Here is a 19101-nt window from a genome sequence, read left to right as displayed (position 1 = left end):
GTTGTTCATGCGCTCGAATAATGCGTCAGTTGCGGCTGCTTTCGATCTGCACCAGTTTGCTGCCGACGAACTTCAGGTATTGGCTCATGCCATTGGAAGGTCCATACACCCACTCTTCTATCGGCAGTTCGACGCGTCGATTGATCGGCCCCGAGCGTTCGTAGCCTGTCTGCGCCTTGCTGGCAGGCGCACCACACTTCTGCTCTACCTGAACCGTGCGATCGTTCAGCGACACCAGGGTGTTGCCACAGCGCATCGTCGAGGCAGCGCTGGCTGTGTTGCACAGCGCCAGCAGCAATGGCACGCAGGTCATCCAAGTCAATTTGTTCATTCGGCATCCAGATGCAGGGGGGTGATGATGCGCCCATCTTTTTCGGCCTGGCCCAGGGCTGCATCGATGAAGTACACACGCTCGTCCGCCAACTGGCCCTTGTCGACCAGAAAGTCCTTGATGCTGCCTGCACGGGCCTGCCCAAGCTGACGCAGCAATGCATTGTTCGAAGCCCAGGACTTGAGCACCGCTTCACGTAGCTTGTCGGTGCGGACCTTGCTTTCTAGCTGTTGCCATTCCACCGGTGGCTGACCTTTGAGCCGGGTACGGTAGATGGCTTCGAGCATCGCCGGCTTGTCGTCGTCAGGCACTTGCATCTCGGCTGCGGTGGCGGGGACTTTGTCGCCACGGCGCTGGGCCATTTTATAGTAGGTGCTTTGGTATTCGCGCTCCAGGCGTTGCTGCGCAATGAGCGGGCCGTCGCTGGCCTGGGCGCTGGTGCCTTCGATTTCCAGGCGCAGGGTCGGGCGCTCCTTCAAGGCCGCCGCCAGCTTCACCAGGGCCGCCTGGGCCTCTGGGCTCAATTCGTCCGAACCTGGGCGGAACGACACGGTGCTCAGGTCTTCCGAGCCGCCGCCATTGACCAGCCCACCGATGAACTTGAACGGCGCCTGAGCGGCACGAACCATCAGGTTGCGCAGGGTCTGCCAGACGATCGGCATGACGCTGAACTGCGGGCTGTTCAGATCTCCGCTCACCGGCAGTTCGATGGCGATCCTGCCTTGGGAATCCTTGAGCAGCGCGATGGCCAGGCGCAGCGGCAGATCGACCGCATCCGGGCTGTCGACCTTGTCGCCCAGTTGCAGCTGTTCCACCAGCAGCTTGTTCTCTGCCTTGAGCTGGCCTTTGGTGATCAGGTAGTGCAAGTCGAGGTTCAGGCGGCCCTTGCGGATGCGATACCCGGCGAACTTGCCCGAATAGGGCGTCAGGGTGGTCAGCTCCACGCGTTTGAAGCTGGTCGTGATGTCCAGGCTGGCCATCGGGTCGAACGGATTCAGCGCACCAGCGATGGTCACCGGCGCATAGCGGTCGACCTTGCCCTGGATGTCGATGCGTGCGGGCTTGGCCTGACGGTTGTCGATCGTACCTATGCGCCCGTTGAGTTGCTGAACGGCCGTGGCAAAGTTCGGGGTGAGGCTGAAGTCGGCAAAGTTGGCCGAGCCATTGTCGATGTCCACGGCGCCGATGCGAATACCGAGAGGTTTTTCGGCACCTGCGGGTTTCCCCGCGTTGGCCGGGTTGGCGGGCTGCGCCGGCTGCGGAATCAGCAGGTCGTCGATATTGGTGGTACGGTCTTCGTTGATCATGAAGCGTGCGTAAGGCTGTTGCAGCTGCACCCGCTCGATCTGCAGACGATCGCCGTGGCGATAGTCGAGACCGTCGAGAGTCAGGTGCTGCCATTTGACGAAATCGCGCTCCTTGAGCGTATCGAGCGTGTGCAGCTGATCGATTTCGGCGCGGCCGGACACCGTCATCGTCAGGGGTTCAGTACTGGTCAGTTGCACAGCGAGATCGCTGTCGAGCATGCCGCTGCGCAGCTCCAGGCGAATCAGCGGGCTGATGTAGGCCTGCGCGACACGCAGGTCGATGTCCTGGGTGCTGACCTTCAGGCGTGCGCCAACCGGGGCCAGGCTGACCTCGCCGCTGGCTTGCAAGTGACCTTGCTTGCCCAGCCCGGTGTCCAGCTTGAGCGTGAAGGGAGCGCCGTTGAGGCTGTCGAAGTCACGCAGATCCAGGTTGAGGGGGCCAAGCTCCACCGCTACATTGTCGGTCGGCACGCGGTCTGCCAGATGCACGCGGTAGTCACGCAGCTGGACATCCTTGAGCAGAACCTGCCAAGGCTTGGCTGGCGCGGCTGGCGGCTTGCTGGGTGCTGGCGTCTGTGCCTGCACCTGCGCCGTCGTCGGGCTGGCGAACAGCTTTTGCCAATCGAGCTGCCCATCCGCTTCGCGGGCGGCCCAGGTTTCCAGGCCGCGACTGCGTATCTGGCCGACCCTGACCAACTGCTTGACCAGATCGACCGATGTGTCGCTGACCTCCAGGCGCTCGAGCCGCGCTAGGGGGCGACCATCGGGGGCAGTGATCGCGAAGGGCGCAACGGTGAGGGCTACCTTGTCCAAGGTGAGCTCGGTCTGCTTGGCCAGGTTCAGGTTGTAGTCGGCACTGAGGGAAAGTACGCCCTTTTCCAGCACCAGGGGCACGCTGTCACGCACGTACGGCCACCAGACGCTCATCTGTGCATCGGTCACCTTCAGCGAGCCCTGGGAAGACACCGGGCTCAGACCAATTCGCCCGCGCCAGTCGATACGACCGCCTTGAGGGCTGTTGGCCACCAGGGTCATATCGGCGTGGTCGTCCGGCAGCGTACTAAGGTTCTGCAGCTCCAGATTCATCGAGTCGTAGAGAAACTCGATCGGCTGGCTGGGACGCAAGTCCTTGAAATGCAGATAGCCGTCAACCAGTTTGATACTGCCGATGCGCAACGCGAAAGGTTCGGACGGTGCGTCCTGCGCAGCAGGGTCGCTGGCGGGAAGCTTGAACAAGCCGCTCAAGTTGAGCTTGCCGGTCTTGTCGAACAGCACTTCGGTGCGAGGCTTTTCCAGCTCCACCGCAACCAGATGCAGCGCGCCGGTCCACAGGCTGTCCAATTGCAGATTGGCGTACAACCGCTCGAAACCGATCTGCTCCGCGCCGGGCTCACCGATCTTCAGTCCCCACAGGGTCAGCTCGAGGCTGAACGGATTGAATTCCAGGCGCTGCAGCTGAGCAGGAACAGTGGAATAGTCTGCCAGCTGCTGATTGGCAACCCGCAGGGCGATGCCAGGCAGGATCAGGAAGCCGAGCAGAGCGTACAGCGCTACCAGCGCCACAAGGGTGGCGGCGGTGCGTTTCAATCCTTTGGACATGGAAAAGAGGCCATCTGACGTGATCGGAGGTGCTTGGAGTATGGCACGTCAATGCGGTTCCTATGACTCAGGCCGCGTAAGTCATGGAATTTTCACCAGTTGCTGTAGGAAAACTAGAAATTCAGGATCAGCGTCTTCAACGGTGGCTGGCCGTCGCTGGAAGGGAAATCGGCCGCCGGGCCCATTACCGAGCATTCACGCACGGGCCGCCCGGCTTTCTCGGCGCAGCGCAACACCTGATCACGCCAGTCGTCGAGGCTGACCTTGGCCAAATTGTTACAGCAGACCAGTACACCGCTGTCGGCCGTGGCCAGGATCGCGGGCTTGAGCAGGCTCTGGTAGTCGCGCAGCAGATCGACCGTGCCGAACGCACTCTTTGCCCAGGCGGGCGGGTCCAGAAAGACCAGATCGTACTGGCGTTGTTGCAGGCGCGGGTAGGATGGCAGCTTCTGCCCGCGACGCGGGGTGATGGGCAAACCAGCCAGTTGGCGGATGGCGGGAAAGTAATCCGACTGGATGAATTGCATGGGCGCAAGGTCGGGGTTCAGTGCACCGTTCTCGGCGCCGACTGCCAGGTTGCCTTCGGCAAAATCCAGGTTGCACACCTCGCGGGCGCCGCCTGCTGCTGCGCTCAGGCCCACGCCGCAGGTGTAGGCGAACAGGTTCAATACGCTTTTGCCAGCACTGTGTCGCTTGACCCACCCGCGCGCGTTGCGCAGGTCGAGAAACAGCAACGGGTCCTGCCCGGGATGCCGTCCGCGCACGCGATAATTCAAGCCCCATTCGTGTCCGATCATGTCGGCCAGCGCCGCGTCTTCGGCACGATACACCGTGTCTTCCCGATCGATCCGCGAGTTGCCCCGCGAACGGTCGTTGTACACCAGCAGCAGCGGCGTCTGCAGGTGTTGCTCGACGGCGCCGTGCAGGGCCAGCAGATCTTCGCGTGTCAGCGTCTGATGGAAGCTTTGGATCAGCAATTGCGGACCATAGCGGTCGACGGTCAAGCCACCGGCGCCTTCCTGGCTGCCATGGAACAGGCGATAGCAATCAGTGCCCTGTTCATGCAGTTGCTCGAGCAGCGAGGAGCGGACGTCGAGGGCGGCGCGCAGCGCCTGGATCAAAGCGGACATGCACGGAGCCTGACGCAAAAAGAAGGGAGGCAATTCTACATCAATTGCCCGGCGCAACGGGGTATCGAACCACCGCGACGCTGGCTTGCAGCGCCGCGGGGTATCCAGGGTCAGCCGCGATGACGACCGCGGAAATAGTTGATCAGGCCCTGGGTAGAGGCATCTTCGGCCAGCGATTCGTTTTCACCGATCAGGCGCTGGTAGACACCCTTGCCCAGCTCCTTGCCCAGTTCCACGCCCCACTGATCGAAAGCATTGATGCCCCACAGCACGCTCTGCACGAACACCTTGTGCTCATACATGGCTACCAGGGCGCCGAGGCGACGTGGGCTGATGCGCTCGACCACCAAGGTGTTGCTCGGACGGTTGCCGGGAATGACCTTGTGCGGGGCCAGCTTCTGCACCTCGTCTTCAGCCATGCCGCGCTCGCGCAGTTCGGCTTCGGACTCGCTGCGGCTCTTGCCCAGCATCAGCGCCTGGCTCTGCGACAGGCAGTTGGCGAACAGCCACTGGTGATGATCGGCGACCGGATTGAAACTCACCACCGGGACGATGAAGTCGGCCGGGATCATGTGGGTGCCCTGGTGCAGCAACTGGTGATAGGCATGCTGGCCGTTGCAGCCCACGCCACCCCAGATGACCGGGCCGGTGTCGATATTCACCGGCGTGCCGTCCTGGCGCACGCTCTTGCCGTTGGACTCCATGTCCAATTGCTGCAGGTGTTTGGTGATGTTGCGCAGGTAGTGGTCGTACGGCAGGATCGCGTGGCTCTTGGCATCCCAGAAATTGCCGTACCAGACCCCCAGCAAGGCCAGCAGCACCGGCATGTTCTGTTCGAACGGCGCCGATTGGAAGTGCTGGTCCATGGTGTAGGCGCCCGACAGCAGCTCCTTGAAGTTGGCCATGCCGATCGACATGGCAATCGGCAAGCCGATGGCCGACCACAGCGAATAACGCCCGCCGACCCAGTCCCACATCGGGAAGATGTTTTCTTCGCGGATCCCGAATTCGACGGCTGCGGCATTGTTGCTCGACACCGCGATGAAGTGGCGGTAAAGCTCGGCTTCCGAACCGCCCTGGGCCAGGTACCAGCCACGCGCAGCCTGGGCGTTCTTCAGCGTTTCCAGGGTGCTGAACGATTTCGAGGAAACGATGAACAGAGTGGTCTCGGCACGCAGCTTGGCCGACAGCTCGTGGAATTCGCTGCCATCGATGTTGGCCAGGTAGTGGCAGCGCACGCCTTTCTGGGCATACGGCAGCAAAGCTTCGGACACCAGTTCCGGGCCGAGGAAGGAGCCACCGATACCGATGTTCACTACGTCGGTGATCGGCTTCTCGGTGTAGCCACGCCACAGGCCGTCATGGATGCGCGTGACCAACTCGGTGATCTGGTTGAGCACCTTGTGCACGTCCGGCATCACGTTGACACCGTTGACATTGAGCTTGTCGCCCACCGGGCGGCGCAATGCGGTGTGCAACGCCGGACGGCCTTCGGAAGCGTTCAGCAGTTCGCCGGCAAACATCGCCTTGATCGCGCCTTGCAGGTCCACTTCGTTGGCCAGTTGCACCAGCAGATCGCGGGTTTGGGTGTCGATCAGGTTTTTCGAATAGTCGAGGAACAGCCCGCAGGCGCTCAGGGAGAAATGCTCGAAGCGCTGAGGGTCGGCATTGAAGGCATCGCGCATGCTGAAGTCTTGCATGGCAGCGCGGTGCTGGGTTAGCGCCTGCCAAGCGGGCAGGGTGGTCACGTCATGCGGGGTTCGGTAGTACGCCATCGCTGCAAATTTCCTTTTTCTTGAACTGCCTTTGGACATTGGAACGCTCGGCCGGTTGCGTGCCTGCTGCATCGAAAGATCCAGCAGGCGGCCAGGGTGGTTGCGGGCCGCTGATCGGCTGCCAATGCACGGTTCGGACGCTGCACCACCTTAAACCGCCGCGCGCGTTCTGTCTGCGCCTAGTGAACGATGCGCGAGGGACTTTCAGGCTGTCGCGGTTCAGCTGTGTTGAGTGTCGTGATCGAGGTCCAGGTGCAGGTTGTCGATCAGTCGTGTGGTACCCAGATTCGCCGCGAGCAGAATCACCAGGTCGCGGTCTTCGGCAGTGGCCGGACGCAGGGTCACCGCATGCCGGATTTCCAGGTATTCAGGAGCGAAGCCGGCTTGGGCAATGACCTGCTTGGCATGGTCCAGCAGCAGCGGGTAATCGCGACGGCCCTGGCTTATCTGCGCCGCGACCTGGCTGAGCACCTGATACAGCAGAGGTGCCTGGGCACGCTGCTCCTGGCTCAGATACCCATTGCGCGAAGACAGCGCCAGGCCGTCTTCGGCACGCACGGTCGGCTCGCCGATGATCTGGATGGGCATATTGAGGTCGCGTACCAGCGCGCGAATCACGGCCAGTTGCTGGTAGTCCTTCTGGCCAAACACGGCAAGGTCCGGCTGGACCATGTTGAACAGCTTGCTGACCACCGTCGCCACGCCTTCGAAATGGCCTGGACGACTGCTGCCGCACAAGCCCTCGGACAATTGCGGAACGCTCACTCGGGTCTGCCCGGCCATGCCGTCGGGGTACATTTCCGCTGCCGATGGTGCGAACAGCAGGCTGCAGCCTGCCTGCACCAGCCGTTCCTGATCGGCCGCCAGGGTGCGCGGATACTTGTCCAGGTCTTCGCCAGCGCCGAATTGCAACGGGTTGACGAAGATACTCGCCACGACGAAATCGACACGCTGGGTGGCCTTGGCGACCAGCGCGGCATGACCGCTGTGCAGGTTGCCCATGGTCGGCACCAGGCCGATACGCTTGCCTTCGCCACGGGCACGGGCCACGGCGGCGCGCAGTTCTCGTACGGTCTTGACGGTGTTCATGAGGCGAATCCATGTTCAGGTGCGGGGAAATCCACCGCCTTGACGGCGGCTACGTAGGCGCGCATTGCGCCTTGAATATCGCTCTGCCCGGCCATGAAGTTTTTCACGAACCGCGGCACGCGGCCGCTCAGGGAGAGCCCGAGCATGTCGTGCAGAACCAGCACCTGGCCGTCGACTCCGCTGCCGGCGCCAATGCCGATCACCGGCACTTTCACTGCCTGGGCAATATCGGCAGCCAACTCGACGGGCACGCATTCGAGCAGCAGCATGGCCGCTCCGGCCTGCTCCAGGGCGATGGCGTCGGCACGCATCTGGCGTGCCTGGATGTCCTGGCGCCCTTGCACCTTGTAGCCGCCCAGCAAGTTCACCGATTGCGGGGTCAGCCCCAGGTGGACGCAGGCTGGAATACCGCGCTCGGCCAGCAGGCGCACCGATTCGGCGAGCCAGGCGGCGCCTTCGAGCTTGACCATGTGCGCCCCGGCCTGCATCAACAGTGCACTGTTGGCCAGGGTTTGCTCGCAGGTGGAATAAGCCATGAACGGCAGGTCGGCAACGATGAAGGCCCCCTGGTTGCCACGTTTCACACAGCCGACATGGTAGGCCATGTCCGCCACGGTCACCGGCAAGGTACTGTCATGCCCCTGCAGCACCATGCCCAGCGAATCCCCCACCAACAATACTTCGACGCCGGCCGCGCAGGCGGCGTGGGCGAACGTCGCGTCGTAGCAGGTCAGCATGGTGATCTTTTCGCCCTTGAGCTTGAGGCTCTGCAGGGCGGTCAGGGTGAGTTCGGGCATGAAAAGTATCCTCGGGCTGGCGCTGTGTCGACACAACATCATCTGTCGTGATGTTTGGAAACCCACTCATAAAGGTTGGTTTCGCGCCGTTTGGCACCTCGGGGGTGCAACGGGCCGCCTATAGTCGTGAGCACGACCGGGGAAGTCAATTGGGTTGACGGCTTCTGCGCGAACAGAGCCTGCGAAGAGGCCTGCCTGCGCTACAGCCTCTCCAGCCCTGCGAACGGGCAGGCAGCCAGCAACTCGCGCAGGCTGCGGCCGTCCGCCAGCATGAAGCCCTCTTCAACCACTTCGGCCAGCGGATACAGCACGAATGCACGGGCTTGAAGGTGGTAGTGCGGCACTTGCAAACGAGGCTCGTCGATCACCCGGTCGGCATAGGTGATGATATCCAGGTCCAGGGTGCGCGGCCCCCAGCGCTCGGCACGCTCGCGGCCCTGCTCGTTCTCGATCGCCTGCAGCGCATCGAGCAGTGGCAGCGGCGCCAGCCCGGTGTCCAGGGCTGCTACGGCATTGCTGTAGCGGGGCTGGCCGGGCAGCAGTGAATCGCTGGTGTAGAACGAAGAAACCGCGGCCAGCGTGGTGTCCGGCAGTGCGGCCAGGGCCTGCAGGGCCTCATGCAGTTGCCGTTGCGGGCTGTCCAGATTGCTGCCCAGCCCGATGTGCACGCGCACCATGCTTATTCGTCGCCCTCGGCGCGCTTGCGCTTGGTGCCGGTACGGCGACGCTTGCGTGGCGCACCTGATTCGTCCTTGCCGCCCAGGTCCGCGATCATCTCGCGGCGCTGACTGTCGTTGCAGTCCTGATAGTCGGTCCACCACTCACCCACGCCTTCGGTCTCTTCGCCGGCTTTTTCGCGCAGCAGCAGGAAGTCGTAGCCGGCGCGGAAGCGCGGATTGTCGAGCAACAGATCAGCACGCTTGCCGCTGCGGCGCGGCAGGCGCTCCTGCATGTCCCAGATCTCGCGAATAGGGATGGTGAAACGCTTGGGAATGGCGACGCGCTGACATTGCTCGGCAACCAGCTCATGGGCCGCCTCCTGCATTGCCGGGATCGGTGGCATGCCACGGCTCTGCAGGCGCAGTACGCGTGCCGGCAACGCCGGCCAGAGCAGGGCGGCGAACAGAAAGGCCGGCGTCACCGGCTTGCCCTGCTTGATGCGCAGGTCAGTGTTGCGCAGCGCCTCGCTGATCAACGTATGGGTGTAGGTCGGCGTGTCTTCCAGCGCCTGCGTGGTCGCCGGAAACAGCGAATCGAACAGGTGCAGGTCGACCAGCATCTCGAACGTGTCGGCGGCATAGCCGGACAGGAACAGCTTGAGCACTTCCTCGAACAGACGTGCCGACGGTATCTCGCGCAGCATCGGCGCCAGCTCGCGAATCGGCGCAGCCGTGTGCTTCTCGATGCCGAAATCCAGCTTGGCGGCAAAGCGTACGGCCCGCAGCATGCGCACTGGATCTTCCTGATAGCGCTGAGTCGGATCACCGATCAGGCGAATCAGACGGTTGCGCACGTCGTGTACGCCATTGGCGTAGTCCAGGATGCGTTCGCTGACCGGATCGTAGTACAGGGCATTGATGGTGAGGTCGCGGCGCTGGGCGTCGTCTTCCAGGGTGCCGTAGACGTTGTCGCGCAGGATGCGTCCGCTCTCGCTGCTCGAGGAGCGATGCACGTCCTGTTCGTCGTCTTCTTCCGGGTGATTGGCGCGGAAAGTCGCGACCTCGATGATCTCGCGGCCGAAATGGATGTGCACGAGCTTGAAGCGTCGGCCAATCACTCGCGCATTGCGAAACTCGGCACGTACCTGTTCGGGCGTGGCGCTGGTAGCGACGTCGAAATCCTTGGGCACGATGCCCAGCATGAGGTCACGTACGCAACCGCCTACAAGATAGGCCTGGTAGCCAGCAGTCTGCAGGCGTTCGACGATGCCCACGGCGTGGCGGCTGAACTGGCTGCGCTGCAGCGAGTGTTGGCCAGCATTGAGCACTTCGGGCGTGGTACGCCGGTGCTGCGGATGACGCGCGGGAGTATTCAAAGACTTGAACAGCTTCTTCAGCATGGGATGCACTGTTTGAAGGGATTTTCGGCCATATACGAAGAACGACCGCATGATGGGCGGGGATTCTAGCATTTAGTCGAGGGATGGTGTAGGAGGCTGCGCCGGTCGGCACAAGCGGCAGGACAAAAGCCGGAAACTACAAGGGGAGCCGAAGCTCCCCAAGAAGTAGTTGCGTGCTCTGTTTTTGTTTTTTGTCGGGCTTTTTGTTTTTGTTGAGTGCCCTGCCCACCGAACCTGGGTTCAGGGGTGTCTCCCTATTCGGGAGCAAGAGCAAACGGATTGCTTTGGTCGCTGTGCTGTGATGATCGATGTGATCCAACCAGTTCTGGCATCTGCTTCAAAGCAGTTGTTGTAGTTCTCTGCCTGGCTGCGGGTTTCCCCAAAAACAACGCCTCTCCAAAAGAATCAGTTAGCTGCGCCTCCGCCGTGTTGTTCTTGTTATGCGTGAGTCGATTCGTCTTGTTCTTGTTATGAGTTTGCTTGCTTGTTGTTGTTCTTGTACCAGAGATATAGCAGGTCCCATGCCAACTTTTGCAAACCCCTCAAGAACGGGGCTTTACGAGGAGGAGGGCGGTGATCGAGGGCTGAAATTGACCCTGTATTCGTTACCGATGGAACCGTGTCTTGTTACGTCGCAGGCCTAGGGTAACAGTTTGTCACGGCTACCCGTCAACCCGCGCAAACCCGCGGGCTAGAGCTGAAACGTATCAGCTTTCGCTCGCTACGCTCGACTTGCGCCGTGGAATCCCCAGGCGCTGACGACGCTCCCACAGGCACTTGCGACTGACGCCCAATTTGCGCGCCAATTCGGTCTCGGTCATGTGGTCTTGATGCTCCAGCACGAAGTGCTGGAAATAGTCTTCCAGGGAAAGATCTTCGGTGGGATCGTGGGCCGTGTTGTTCGCCCCGTTCTGCTGGGATGGCAGGCCGACGAAGTCATCGGTGTCCTGCAGGTCGGCAAGTTCGATGTCGATGCCCAGCAGTTCGGCCGATATCTCGGTGCTCTCGGTCAGGATCACCGAGCGTTCGACGGCGTTCTCCAGTTCCCGCACATTGCCGGGCCAGGAATACTGGCGGATGGCCTGTTCGGCATCGGCGGCAAAGCGCAGGTCGGTCCGCCCGATCCGTGAGCTCTGGCGAATGAGGAACGCCTTGGCAATTTCGCCGACATCGGCGCCGCGCTCGCGCAGGGGCGGCAACTTCAAGGCAATCACGTGCAGCCGGTAGTAGAGGTCTTCGCGGAACTGCCCCAGCTTGGCCAGGCTTTTCAGGTCCCGGTGGGTTGCGGCAATCAGGCGAACGTCGACTTTCTGCGACTGCACCGAGCCTACGCGGCGAATCTCGCCTTCCTGCAGAACCCTGAGCAAGCGCGCCTGGGCCTCGAGAGGTAACTCGCCGATCTCGTCGAGAAACAGCGTTCCGCCATCGGCAGCCTCGACCAGCCCGGCGCGCCCGGCGCTGGCGCCGGTGAAGGCACCTTTCTCGTGACCGAACAGTTCGGATTCGATCAGGGTTTCCGGGATCGCCGCACAGTTCACCGAGATCATCGGTGCCTTCGCGCGCCGGGACAGGTTGTGCAGTGCCCGCGCCACCAGCTCCTTGCCGGTGCCGGACTCACCCTGGATCAGTACGTTGGAATCAGTCGGGGCGACCTTGCGGATCTTGCTGTAGAGGTCCTGCATGGGCGGGCAGGAACCAATGATACCGATGTCGCCATTGGCATTCTGCGCGGCGGGTTTTTCCGCACCGGCCTTGTTCGCCGGGCGCTCCACCGCTGCCGCGGGTGCGTTGTGGCGATCGCGCAGGATACGTGCGGCGGCCTGGAGCATTTCATCGTGGTCGAAGGGCTTGGCGATATAGTCGACCGCGCCCATTTTCATCGAGTCCACTGCCGAGCGCAGGCTGGCATAGCTGGTCATGATGAGCACCGGGGTGCCCGCGCCCAGCTTGATCAATTCGGTGCCCGGTGCACCCGGCAGGCGCAGGTCGCTGATGATCAGGTCGAACGATGCGATGCTGAACCGCTCCTGCGCTTCCTGCACGGAGCCGGCCTCACTGACCTGATACTGGTTGCGTTCGAGCAGGCGACGCAGGGCAGATCGAATGATGGTTTCGTCTTCGACGATCAAAATATGCGGCATTGATTCAATTCTCTCGACGGTCTCAGTTCACAGCGGACGTCGCTTCGACATGACGCGGCAATGTCACCCGAATTCGGGTACCGCGCTGGCTCAGGGGATCGGCCGGGCTGTCGATGGTGATCTGTCCATAATGCTCTTCAACGATGGAATAGACCAGAGCGAGCCCCAGTCCGGTTCCTTCGCCCGGGTCCTTGGTAGTGAAGAACGGTTCGAATAACCGATCCATGATGTTCTTGGGAATACCGCTGCCTTCGTCCTCGACGATGAGGTCGACGGTGTGTTCGCACGCTTCGGTCTTGACCCGCACCGCACCTCCGGCCACAGAGGCATCCCGGGCGTTGGACAACAGGTTGATCAGCACCTGGGCCAGGCGTTGTGGGTCACCCACGGCCCAGTGCTCCGGATCGCACAGGTTGTAGAACTGAATCTCGAAGTTGCGCCTGTTCAGCGCCAACAGGCCGATGGCATCTTGCGCTACCTGAGCCAAGTTGACCGGCTCGTCACTGTGCTGGTGGCCGCCGGCATGGGCAAAGCTCATCAGCGACTGGACGATGCGCGACACGCGCTTGGTCTGCTCGAGAATCTGGCTGCTCAGTTCGGTGATCTCGCTGTCTTCCTCGCGCTCCTCGCGCAGGTTCTGCGCCAGGCAGGCGATGCCGGTGATCGGGTTGCCGATCTCGTGGGCGACCCCGGCCGCCAGCCTGCCGATGCTCGCCAGCCGCTCGGAATGCACCAGCTTGTCTTCGAGCATCTGCGTTTCGGTCAGGTCCTCGACCAACACCACCAGCCCGCTGTTGCCGGGCGCGAGCGGCTCGTCGATGGCGGCCTTGTGCAGGTTCAGCCAGCGTGTCTGCCCATCCAGGGCCAGGCGTTGCTTGTGCAGGTGCTCATCGGGCACGTTGATGAAGTCGATCAGCAGGCTGCGCCATGGCTGGCTGATGGTTACCAGGCGCGAGCCGACCACATGCTGCGCGGGCACGCCGGTCAGGTCTTCCATGGCCTTGTTCCACATCAGGATCTCCTGGTCCTTGGCCAGCGAGCAAACGCCCATGGGCAGCTCCTGCAGGGTCTGTCGATGATAGCGGCGCAAGGCATCGAGCTCGGCGGCAAGGCCGGTCAGGCGCGAGTGATAATCTTCCAGCCGGCTTTCGATGAAGTGGATGTCCTCGGTGACATAGTTCTCGCTGCCTGATTTATAGGGCAGGAACGTTTCCACCATATCCTGCGCCACGCTGGGGCCCATCAGCCCGGACAGATTGGCTTCGATCCGGTCCCGCAGGCGCCGCAATGCGTAGGGCCTGCGCTCGTCGAAGGGCAGGTAGAGGTCACGCAGGGCCTGCTCCACCTCGCGCTGGGCGGCTTTGGCGCCCAGCGGTTTGGCCAGTTGCGTGGCGAACTCCTGGGGGGATGCGGCATGCAGTTCGCGCCGCTGCGGGCGCCGCACGTTATCCACGGCACAGGCTTCGGCAGCACTGACTTCTTCGCTGCTGGCAGCGGTGAACAGCGAGATCAGCGTGAACAGCAATACGTTGGCAGCCAGGGAAGCGATGGCTGCCATGTGCCAGCTGGTATCGTCGAGCACGTAGATCATGTTCAGGCGCGGGATGTAGAAGCCTTGCAGGTTGCCGATCAGCGGCAGCAGCATGGTCACCAGCCAGACGGCCATGCCGGCCAGCAGACCGGCGATGAATCCGCGTCGATTGGCGGTGGGCCAGTACAGCACCGACAGCACGCCCGGCAGAAACTGCAGCGTGGCGACAAAGGCGACGATCCCCAGGTGTGCAAGGTCCTGCTTGGCGCCCAGCAGCAGGTAGAAGGCATAGCCGGCCATGATGATGGCGACGATCAGCGCCCGGCGTGTCCACTTCAGCCAGCGGTAGATGTTGCCTTCGGCCGGCGGCTGGTACAGCGGTAACACCAGATGGTTGAGCATCATGCCCGACAGCGCCAGGGTGGTGACGATGATCAGCCCGCAGGACGCGGAAAGTCCGCCTACATAAGCCAGCAGCGCCAGTGACTTGCTGTTGGCGGCAATACCGATGCCCAGGGTGAAGAACTCGGGGCTGGTCGTCGCGCCCAGGCGCAGGCCGGCCCACAGGATCAGCGGCACCGCCAGGCTCATCAGCAGCAGGAACAGCGGCAGCCCCCAACTGGCACTGACCAGTGCACGCGGATTGAGGTTCTCAGTGAAGACCATGTGGTACATGTGCGGCATGACGATCGCCGAGGCGAAGAACACCAGCAGCAGCGTGCGCCAGGGTCCCTCTTGCAGCGGCGCATGCAGCGAAGCGAGGGCCGTCTGGTTCTGCAGCAGCCATTGCTCCAGATCGTGCGGGCCGTCGAACACCCCGTACAGGGCATACAGGCCAATCCCGCCCAGGGCGATCAGTTTGATCACGGATTCGAAGGCGATGGCAAATACCAGGCCTTCATGCTTCTCGCGGGTGGCGATGTGGCGTGAGCCGAAGAAGATCGTGAACAGAGTGATCAGTACGCAAAAACTCAACGCCACGTGGTTCTGCACCGGTTCGCGAGTCATGATGCCAATGGAGTCGGCCACCGCCTGGATCTGCAACGCGAGCAGGGGCAGTACGCCGACCAGCATGAACACCGTGGTCAGCGCGCCGGCCCAGGTGCTGCGAAAACGAAACGCGAAAAGGTCTGCCAACGACGACAATTGGTAGGTACGGGTGACCTTGAGTATCGGATACAACAACACCGGCGCCAGCAGGAACGCGCCGGAAACCCCCAGGTAGCAAGCCAGGAAACCATAGCCGTATTGATAGGCCAGGCCCACGGTGCCATAGAACGCCCAGGCGCTGGCATAGACACCCAGCGACAAGGTGTAGGTCAGCGGATGGCGGATGATCGCCCGCGCGATCATGCCGCGCTCGCTGACCCAGGCCACGGCGAACAGCACCAGCAGGTACGCGGCGCTGACCAGCAGCATCTGGGTAAGGCTAAAGCTCATCGGCATCACGCTGGCTCTGCAGGATAAAGGTCACCACGATCAGAATCAGCCACAGCAGGTAAGGTCGATACCACGCGCCCGTGGGCTCGATCCACCAGTCCATGATGGCGGGGGAGAACAGGTATATCCCCACCACCAGAAGCAGGACCAAACGATAGATATACATGCTGGCCTCGGGGTAGGGTAAGTGTGCGAAAACAGTGCGGCGATGGTAGCGGATCGGCGTGTCGCTGCGAAGAGCCGGGCACCAGCCGATCGCTACTCCAGCTGCGCTTCCGCCACCGTGCGCACCGGGGGAATCGCACCACTGTCCCAATGCTCCACACCCCAGCGCAACACATCGTCCACACTGCCGTGCGCCAGGTCCGCCTCGGGCCGCTGGCCCAGCGCCCGCAGGGCACGCACCAGCAGTGGCGCAGCCTGGTCCGCATCCAGGGGCGGCGATCGGTAGCTTTTGCCCAGCTTGTTGCCGTCTGGCTGGGTGATCAAGGGAACATGCAGGTATCGCGGCTGCGGCAACCCGAGCAGCTCCTGCAGATACAGATGGCGCGGCGTCGAACCGAGCAGGTCGGCACCGCGCACGATGTCGGTCACTCCCTGCCACGCATCGTCCAGCACCACCGCCAGTTGATAGGCATACAGACCGTCGCGACGACGAATGATTAAATCCCCCGACTCGCTGCCCAAATGTTGTGCATACGTTCCCTGGACACGGTCCTCGAAGCGATACCGCAGTTCCGGGACGCGCAGGCGGATGGCTGCATCCTGCGTGGAATGTCCGGCATTGCGGCACGTGCCGGGATAGATCCCTTGGTAGGGTTCCAACTGCTTGCGTGAGCAGGTGCACGCATAGGCCAGCCCCTGCGCCAACAGGCGGTCGATCACCTGTTGATAGGCCGCATGCCGCTGGCTCTGGTAGACCACCTCGCCATCCCACTGCAACCCGTAGCGCTCAAGGGTCTTGAGGATCGCTGCCGGTGCGCCGGCGACTTCCCTGGGCGGGTCCAGGTCTTCCATGCGCAGCAACCAGCGGCCACCTGCGGCGCGCGCGTCCAGCCATGAGGCCAGAGCGGCCACCAAGGAGCCGAAATGCAGGTAGCCGCTCGGGGTCGGAGCAAAGCGACCTATATAAGGAAGGGTAGTCATGGGTGCGGGATTCTACGGGCAATACAGAAACAAAAGGGCGCCGTGGCGCCCCTTTGTCGACAGGTCACTTGCCGACCTGTTTTTCCTTGATTTCCGCCAAGGTCTTGCAGTCGATGCACAGATCGGCGGTCGGACGTGCCTCGAGACGACGAATGCCGATCTCGATGCCGCAGGATTCGCACCAGCCGTACTCTTCGTCTTCGATCAGCTGCAGCGTCTTGTCGATCTTCTTGATCAACTTGCGCTCGCGATCGCGCGCGCGCAGTTCGAGGCTGAATTCCTCTTCCTGGCTGGCCCGATCGGCCGGGTCTGGAAAGTTGGCGGCTTCATCCTTCATGTGGTCGACGGTGCGATCCACTTCCTGCATCAAGTCTTGTTTCCACTTGTTCAGGATCTTGGTGAAGTGAGCACGCATCGGCGCGCCCATGTATTCCTCGCCCTTCGTCGCAACGTAGGGAGCGAAGCCGGAAAAGTTGCCAGTACTTTGTTGCTTTTCATTGGTGGGCATGAATCAACCGCCTCTCGCTCTACTAATCCATTGCGCAGGATGATCCCTCTCCGACACCCGCCGGCCCTGCGACTGCAAGCCGGCGAACTTACCAGATCGAACCAGCACGCGCTACTCCCGGTTGTCGTGCCCGGAACGCCTGCGTCGCAGGCACGATGTGGTGGGTTTCGATCGCACGTTCGGCGAAACGTTCGATGCAAAGGTTGGGTAGAATCGGCTTTTTTCCTCGTCCCAAGGAATACCCATGGCTTCGCTCTACAGCGCACGCAGTCGCGCCATCGAACCTTTTCACGTGATGGCGCTGTTGGCCCGTGCCAATGAACTGCAGAGCCAGGGTCACGACGTGATCCACCTGGAAATCGGCGAACCAGACTTCACCACGGCGGCCCCCATCGTTGCCGCCGGGCAGGCCGCATTGGCCGCTGGCCATACCCGCTACACCGCAGCGCGAGGCCTGCCGGCGCTGCGCGAGGCGATCGCCGGTTTCTATCAGCAGCGCTACGGCCTGGACATCGACCCGCAGCGCATCATGATCACCCCGGGCGGCTCGGGAGCCTTGCTGCTGGCCGCCAGCCTGCTGGTCGATCCGGGCAAGCACTGGCTCCTGGCAGACCCCGGCTACCCGTGCAATCGGCACTTTCTGCGCCTGGTCGAGGGCGCCGCGCATCTGGTGCCGGTGGGCCCCGAACAGCGCTACCAGCTCAACGCCCAACTGGTGGAGCAGCACTGGGACGAGCACAGCGTCGGCGCCTTGGTGGCATCGCCTGCCAACCCTACCGGCACACTGTTGAACAAGGACGAACTGAGCGCATTGAGCCAGGCCGTCAAGGCGCGCCAGGGGCATCTGGTGGTCGACGAGATCTACCACGGCTTGACCTATGGCACGACGGCCGCCAGCGTGCTTGAAGTGGACGACGACGCATTCGTCCTGAATAGTTTTTCCAAGTATTTCGGAATGACCGGATGGCGACTTGGCTGGCTGGTCGCGCCGCCCCAAGCCATTCCTGAGCTGGAAAAACTGGCGCAGAATCTGTACATCAGTGCGCCGAGCATGGCGCAACATGCAGCATTGGCCTGCTTCGAACCGGCCACGCTGGAGATCTTCGAGCAACGCCGCGAAGCCTTCGGTCACCGCCGTGATTATCTGCTGCCCGCCTTGCGTGCCTTGGGCTTTGCGATTGCGGTCGAGCCTGAGGGTGCCTTCTACCTGTATGCCGATATCAGTGCATTCAGCGACGATGCCTTCGCGTTCTGCCAGCATTTCCTGGAAACCGAGCACGTCGCTTTCACGCCCGGCCTGGATTTCGGCCGCTACAAGGCCAGCCACCATGTGCGCTTCGCCTATACCCAAAGCCGTCCCCGATTGGAGCAGGCTGTGGCGCGGATTGCCCGTGGCCTGCAGAGCTGGCAGGCGCGATGATTTTTTCGCCGGCCCTGGAGCAGGGGCGCCTGATCCAGCGCTACAAACGGTTTCTGGCCGACATCGAACTTGAAAGCGGTGAGCGGATGACCATCCACTGCCCCAACACCGGCTCGATGCTCAACTGCATGATGCCCGGTGGCCGCGTGTGGTTCACCCGCTCCAGCGACCCCAAGCGCAAGCTTCCAGGCACGTGGGAGATCAGCGAAACACCGCAAGGTCGGCTGGCATGCATCAATACCGCGCGAGCCAACGCTCTGGTCGAGGAGGCATTGCACGCAGGTCGCATACCGGAGCTTGCCGGCTTCGTTGCGCTCAAGCGCGAAGTGCCCTATGGCCAGGAGCGCAGCCGTATCGACTTCCGGCTGGACTATCCTGGCGCGTCCGCATGGGTCGAAGTAAAGAGTGTGACCCTGGGCTTTGCCGGCAGCCGCATTGCAGCGTTTCCCGACGCTGTCACCCAGCGCGGCGCGAAGCACTTGCGCGAGCTGGCCGTACTGGCGCGCAGCGGAGTGCGGGCCGTGCAGTTGTACTGCGTCAACCTCGACGGTGTGGATGCTGTACGCCCCGCTACCGAGATAGACGCAGGCTACACATTGGCATTGCGCCAGGCAGTGGAGGCTGGTGTTGAAGTGCTGGCTTATGGGGTGCATCTGGATACGCACGAGATTGTCATCGACCATCGCTTGCCGGTGATCCTGCAAGGCTGAGTGGGCGAGGTGCTGCAAAAGTCGAGGCAAAAAAAGACCCGGCAAAGTGCCGGGTCAATAACCGTGATTAGCCTGATGAGGAGACATCTGAAAGTCCGAACCAAGGGCCTTCCAGAGA

15 protein-coding genes are annotated in these 19101 nt (G+C 62.2%); 2 read left to right on the top strand and 13 right to left on the bottom strand.

The features are described from left to right. Positions 1–25 precede the first annotated feature (25 nt). The 13 genes from IFT76_RS19765 to dksA form a co-directional block, all read right to left on the bottom strand. On the bottom strand, positions 26–331 hold the full coding sequence (locus IFT76_RS19765; protein WP_122480178.1) for a DUF2845 domain-containing protein: 306 nt from the start codon (positions 329–331) through the stop codon (positions 26–28). After that, positions 328–3237 carry a DUF748 domain-containing protein gene (locus IFT76_RS19760; RefSeq protein WP_192059932.1) on the bottom strand — a complete coding sequence of 970 codons (2910 nt, stop codon included), beginning with the start codon at positions 3235–3237 and terminating at the stop codon, positions 328–330. Before IFT76_RS19760 ends, IFT76_RS19765 begins: the two co-directional genes overlap by 4 nt. 113 nt (positions 3238–3350) lie before the next feature. Beyond that, positions 3351–4367, bottom strand: a complete 1017-nt coding sequence (locus IFT76_RS19755) for a class I SAM-dependent rRNA methyltransferase (RefSeq protein ID WP_185795381.1) — start codon at positions 4365–4367, stop codon at positions 3351–3353. A 110-nt stretch (positions 4368–4477) separates the two neighbouring features. Then, the gene (gene pgi, locus IFT76_RS19750) at positions 4478–6142 is read right to left on the bottom strand and encodes a glucose-6-phosphate isomerase (RefSeq protein WP_122480175.1); all 1665 of its coding nucleotides are present in this window, start codon (positions 6140–6142) and stop codon (positions 4478–4480) included. 219 nt (positions 6143–6361) lie between these two features. Next, positions 6362–7231, bottom strand: coding sequence for a pantoate--beta-alanine ligase (gene panC / locus IFT76_RS19745; protein WP_122480174.1), 870 nt, complete (start codon positions 7229–7231; stop codon positions 6362–6364). Further along, positions 7228–8028 (bottom strand): 3-methyl-2-oxobutanoate hydroxymethyltransferase, encoded by an 801-nt coding sequence (gene panB / locus IFT76_RS19740; protein ID WP_192059930.1) that lies wholly within the window; start codon positions 8026–8028, stop codon positions 7228–7230. The genes panC and panB overlap by 4 nt, the downstream gene beginning before the upstream one ends. Positions 8029–8228: 200 nt before the next feature. Continuing rightward, on the bottom strand, positions 8229–8705 hold the full coding sequence (gene folK / locus IFT76_RS19735) for a 2-amino-4-hydroxy-6-hydroxymethyldihydropteridine diphosphokinase (RefSeq protein ID WP_185795378.1): 477 nt from the start codon (positions 8703–8705) through the stop codon (positions 8229–8231). Positions 8706–8707: 2 nt separating this feature from the next. Beyond that, positions 8708–10087: a polynucleotide adenylyltransferase PcnB gene (locus tag IFT76_RS19730; protein ID WP_192059929.1), complete on the bottom strand. Its 1380-nt coding sequence runs from the start codon at positions 10085–10087 to the stop codon at positions 8708–8710. Positions 10088–10794: 707 nt separating this feature from the next. Beyond that, the gene (locus tag IFT76_RS19725) at positions 10795–12228 is read right to left on the bottom strand and encodes a sigma-54-dependent transcriptional regulator (RefSeq protein ID WP_192059927.1); all 1434 of its coding nucleotides are present in this window, start codon (positions 12226–12228) and stop codon (positions 10795–10797) included. A 22-nt stretch (positions 12229–12250) separates the two neighbouring features. Beyond that, entirely contained in the window at positions 12251–15205 is a 2955-nt protein-coding gene (locus IFT76_RS19720) for a sensor histidine kinase (RefSeq protein WP_163007662.1), read from the bottom strand. Further along, positions 15189–15365 carry a hypothetical protein gene (locus IFT76_RS19715; RefSeq protein ID WP_003250005.1) on the bottom strand — a complete coding sequence of 59 codons (177 nt, stop codon included), beginning with the start codon at positions 15363–15365 and terminating at the stop codon, positions 15189–15191. The genes IFT76_RS19720 and IFT76_RS19715 overlap by 17 nt, the downstream gene beginning before the upstream one ends. Before the next feature lie 92 nt (positions 15366–15457). After that, on the bottom strand, positions 15458–16345 hold the full coding sequence (gene gluQRS, locus IFT76_RS19710) for a tRNA glutamyl-Q(34) synthetase GluQRS (RefSeq protein ID WP_192059925.1): 888 nt from the start codon (positions 16343–16345) through the stop codon (positions 15458–15460). A 64-nt stretch (positions 16346–16409) separates the two neighbouring features. Then, on the bottom strand, positions 16410–16853 hold the full coding sequence (gene dksA, locus IFT76_RS19705) for an RNA polymerase-binding protein DksA (RefSeq protein WP_122480168.1): 444 nt from the start codon (positions 16851–16853) through the stop codon (positions 16410–16412). Between the two features lie 244 nt (positions 16854–17097). Here dksA and IFT76_RS19700 point away from each other — a divergent pair, with 244 nt between their 5' ends. Together IFT76_RS19700 and sfsA are read left to right on the top strand one after the other, a co-directional pair. Then, a complete protein-coding gene (locus tag IFT76_RS19700; protein WP_192059923.1) occupies positions 17098–18273 on the top strand; it encodes a pyridoxal phosphate-dependent aminotransferase in 1176 nt (391 codons plus the stop codon). Continuing rightward, the gene (sfsA, locus tag IFT76_RS19695) at positions 18270–18983 is read left to right on the top strand and encodes a DNA/RNA nuclease SfsA (protein WP_192059921.1); all 714 of its coding nucleotides are present in this window, start codon (positions 18270–18272) and stop codon (positions 18981–18983) included. The genes IFT76_RS19700 and sfsA overlap by 4 nt, the downstream gene beginning before the upstream one ends. The last annotated feature ends 118 nt before the right edge of the window (positions 18984–19101 follow it).

Origin of the sequence: Pseudomonas sp. CFBP 13727, from assembly GCF_014841915.1 — a bacterium.
In the GTDB taxonomy this organism is placed as follows: domain Bacteria; phylum Pseudomonadota; class Gammaproteobacteria; order Pseudomonadales; family Pseudomonadaceae; genus Aquipseudomonas; species Aquipseudomonas baltica.
The sequence above is the reverse complement of the archived record's forward strand: the minus strand, read 5'-3'. Positions and strand labels throughout refer to the sequence as shown.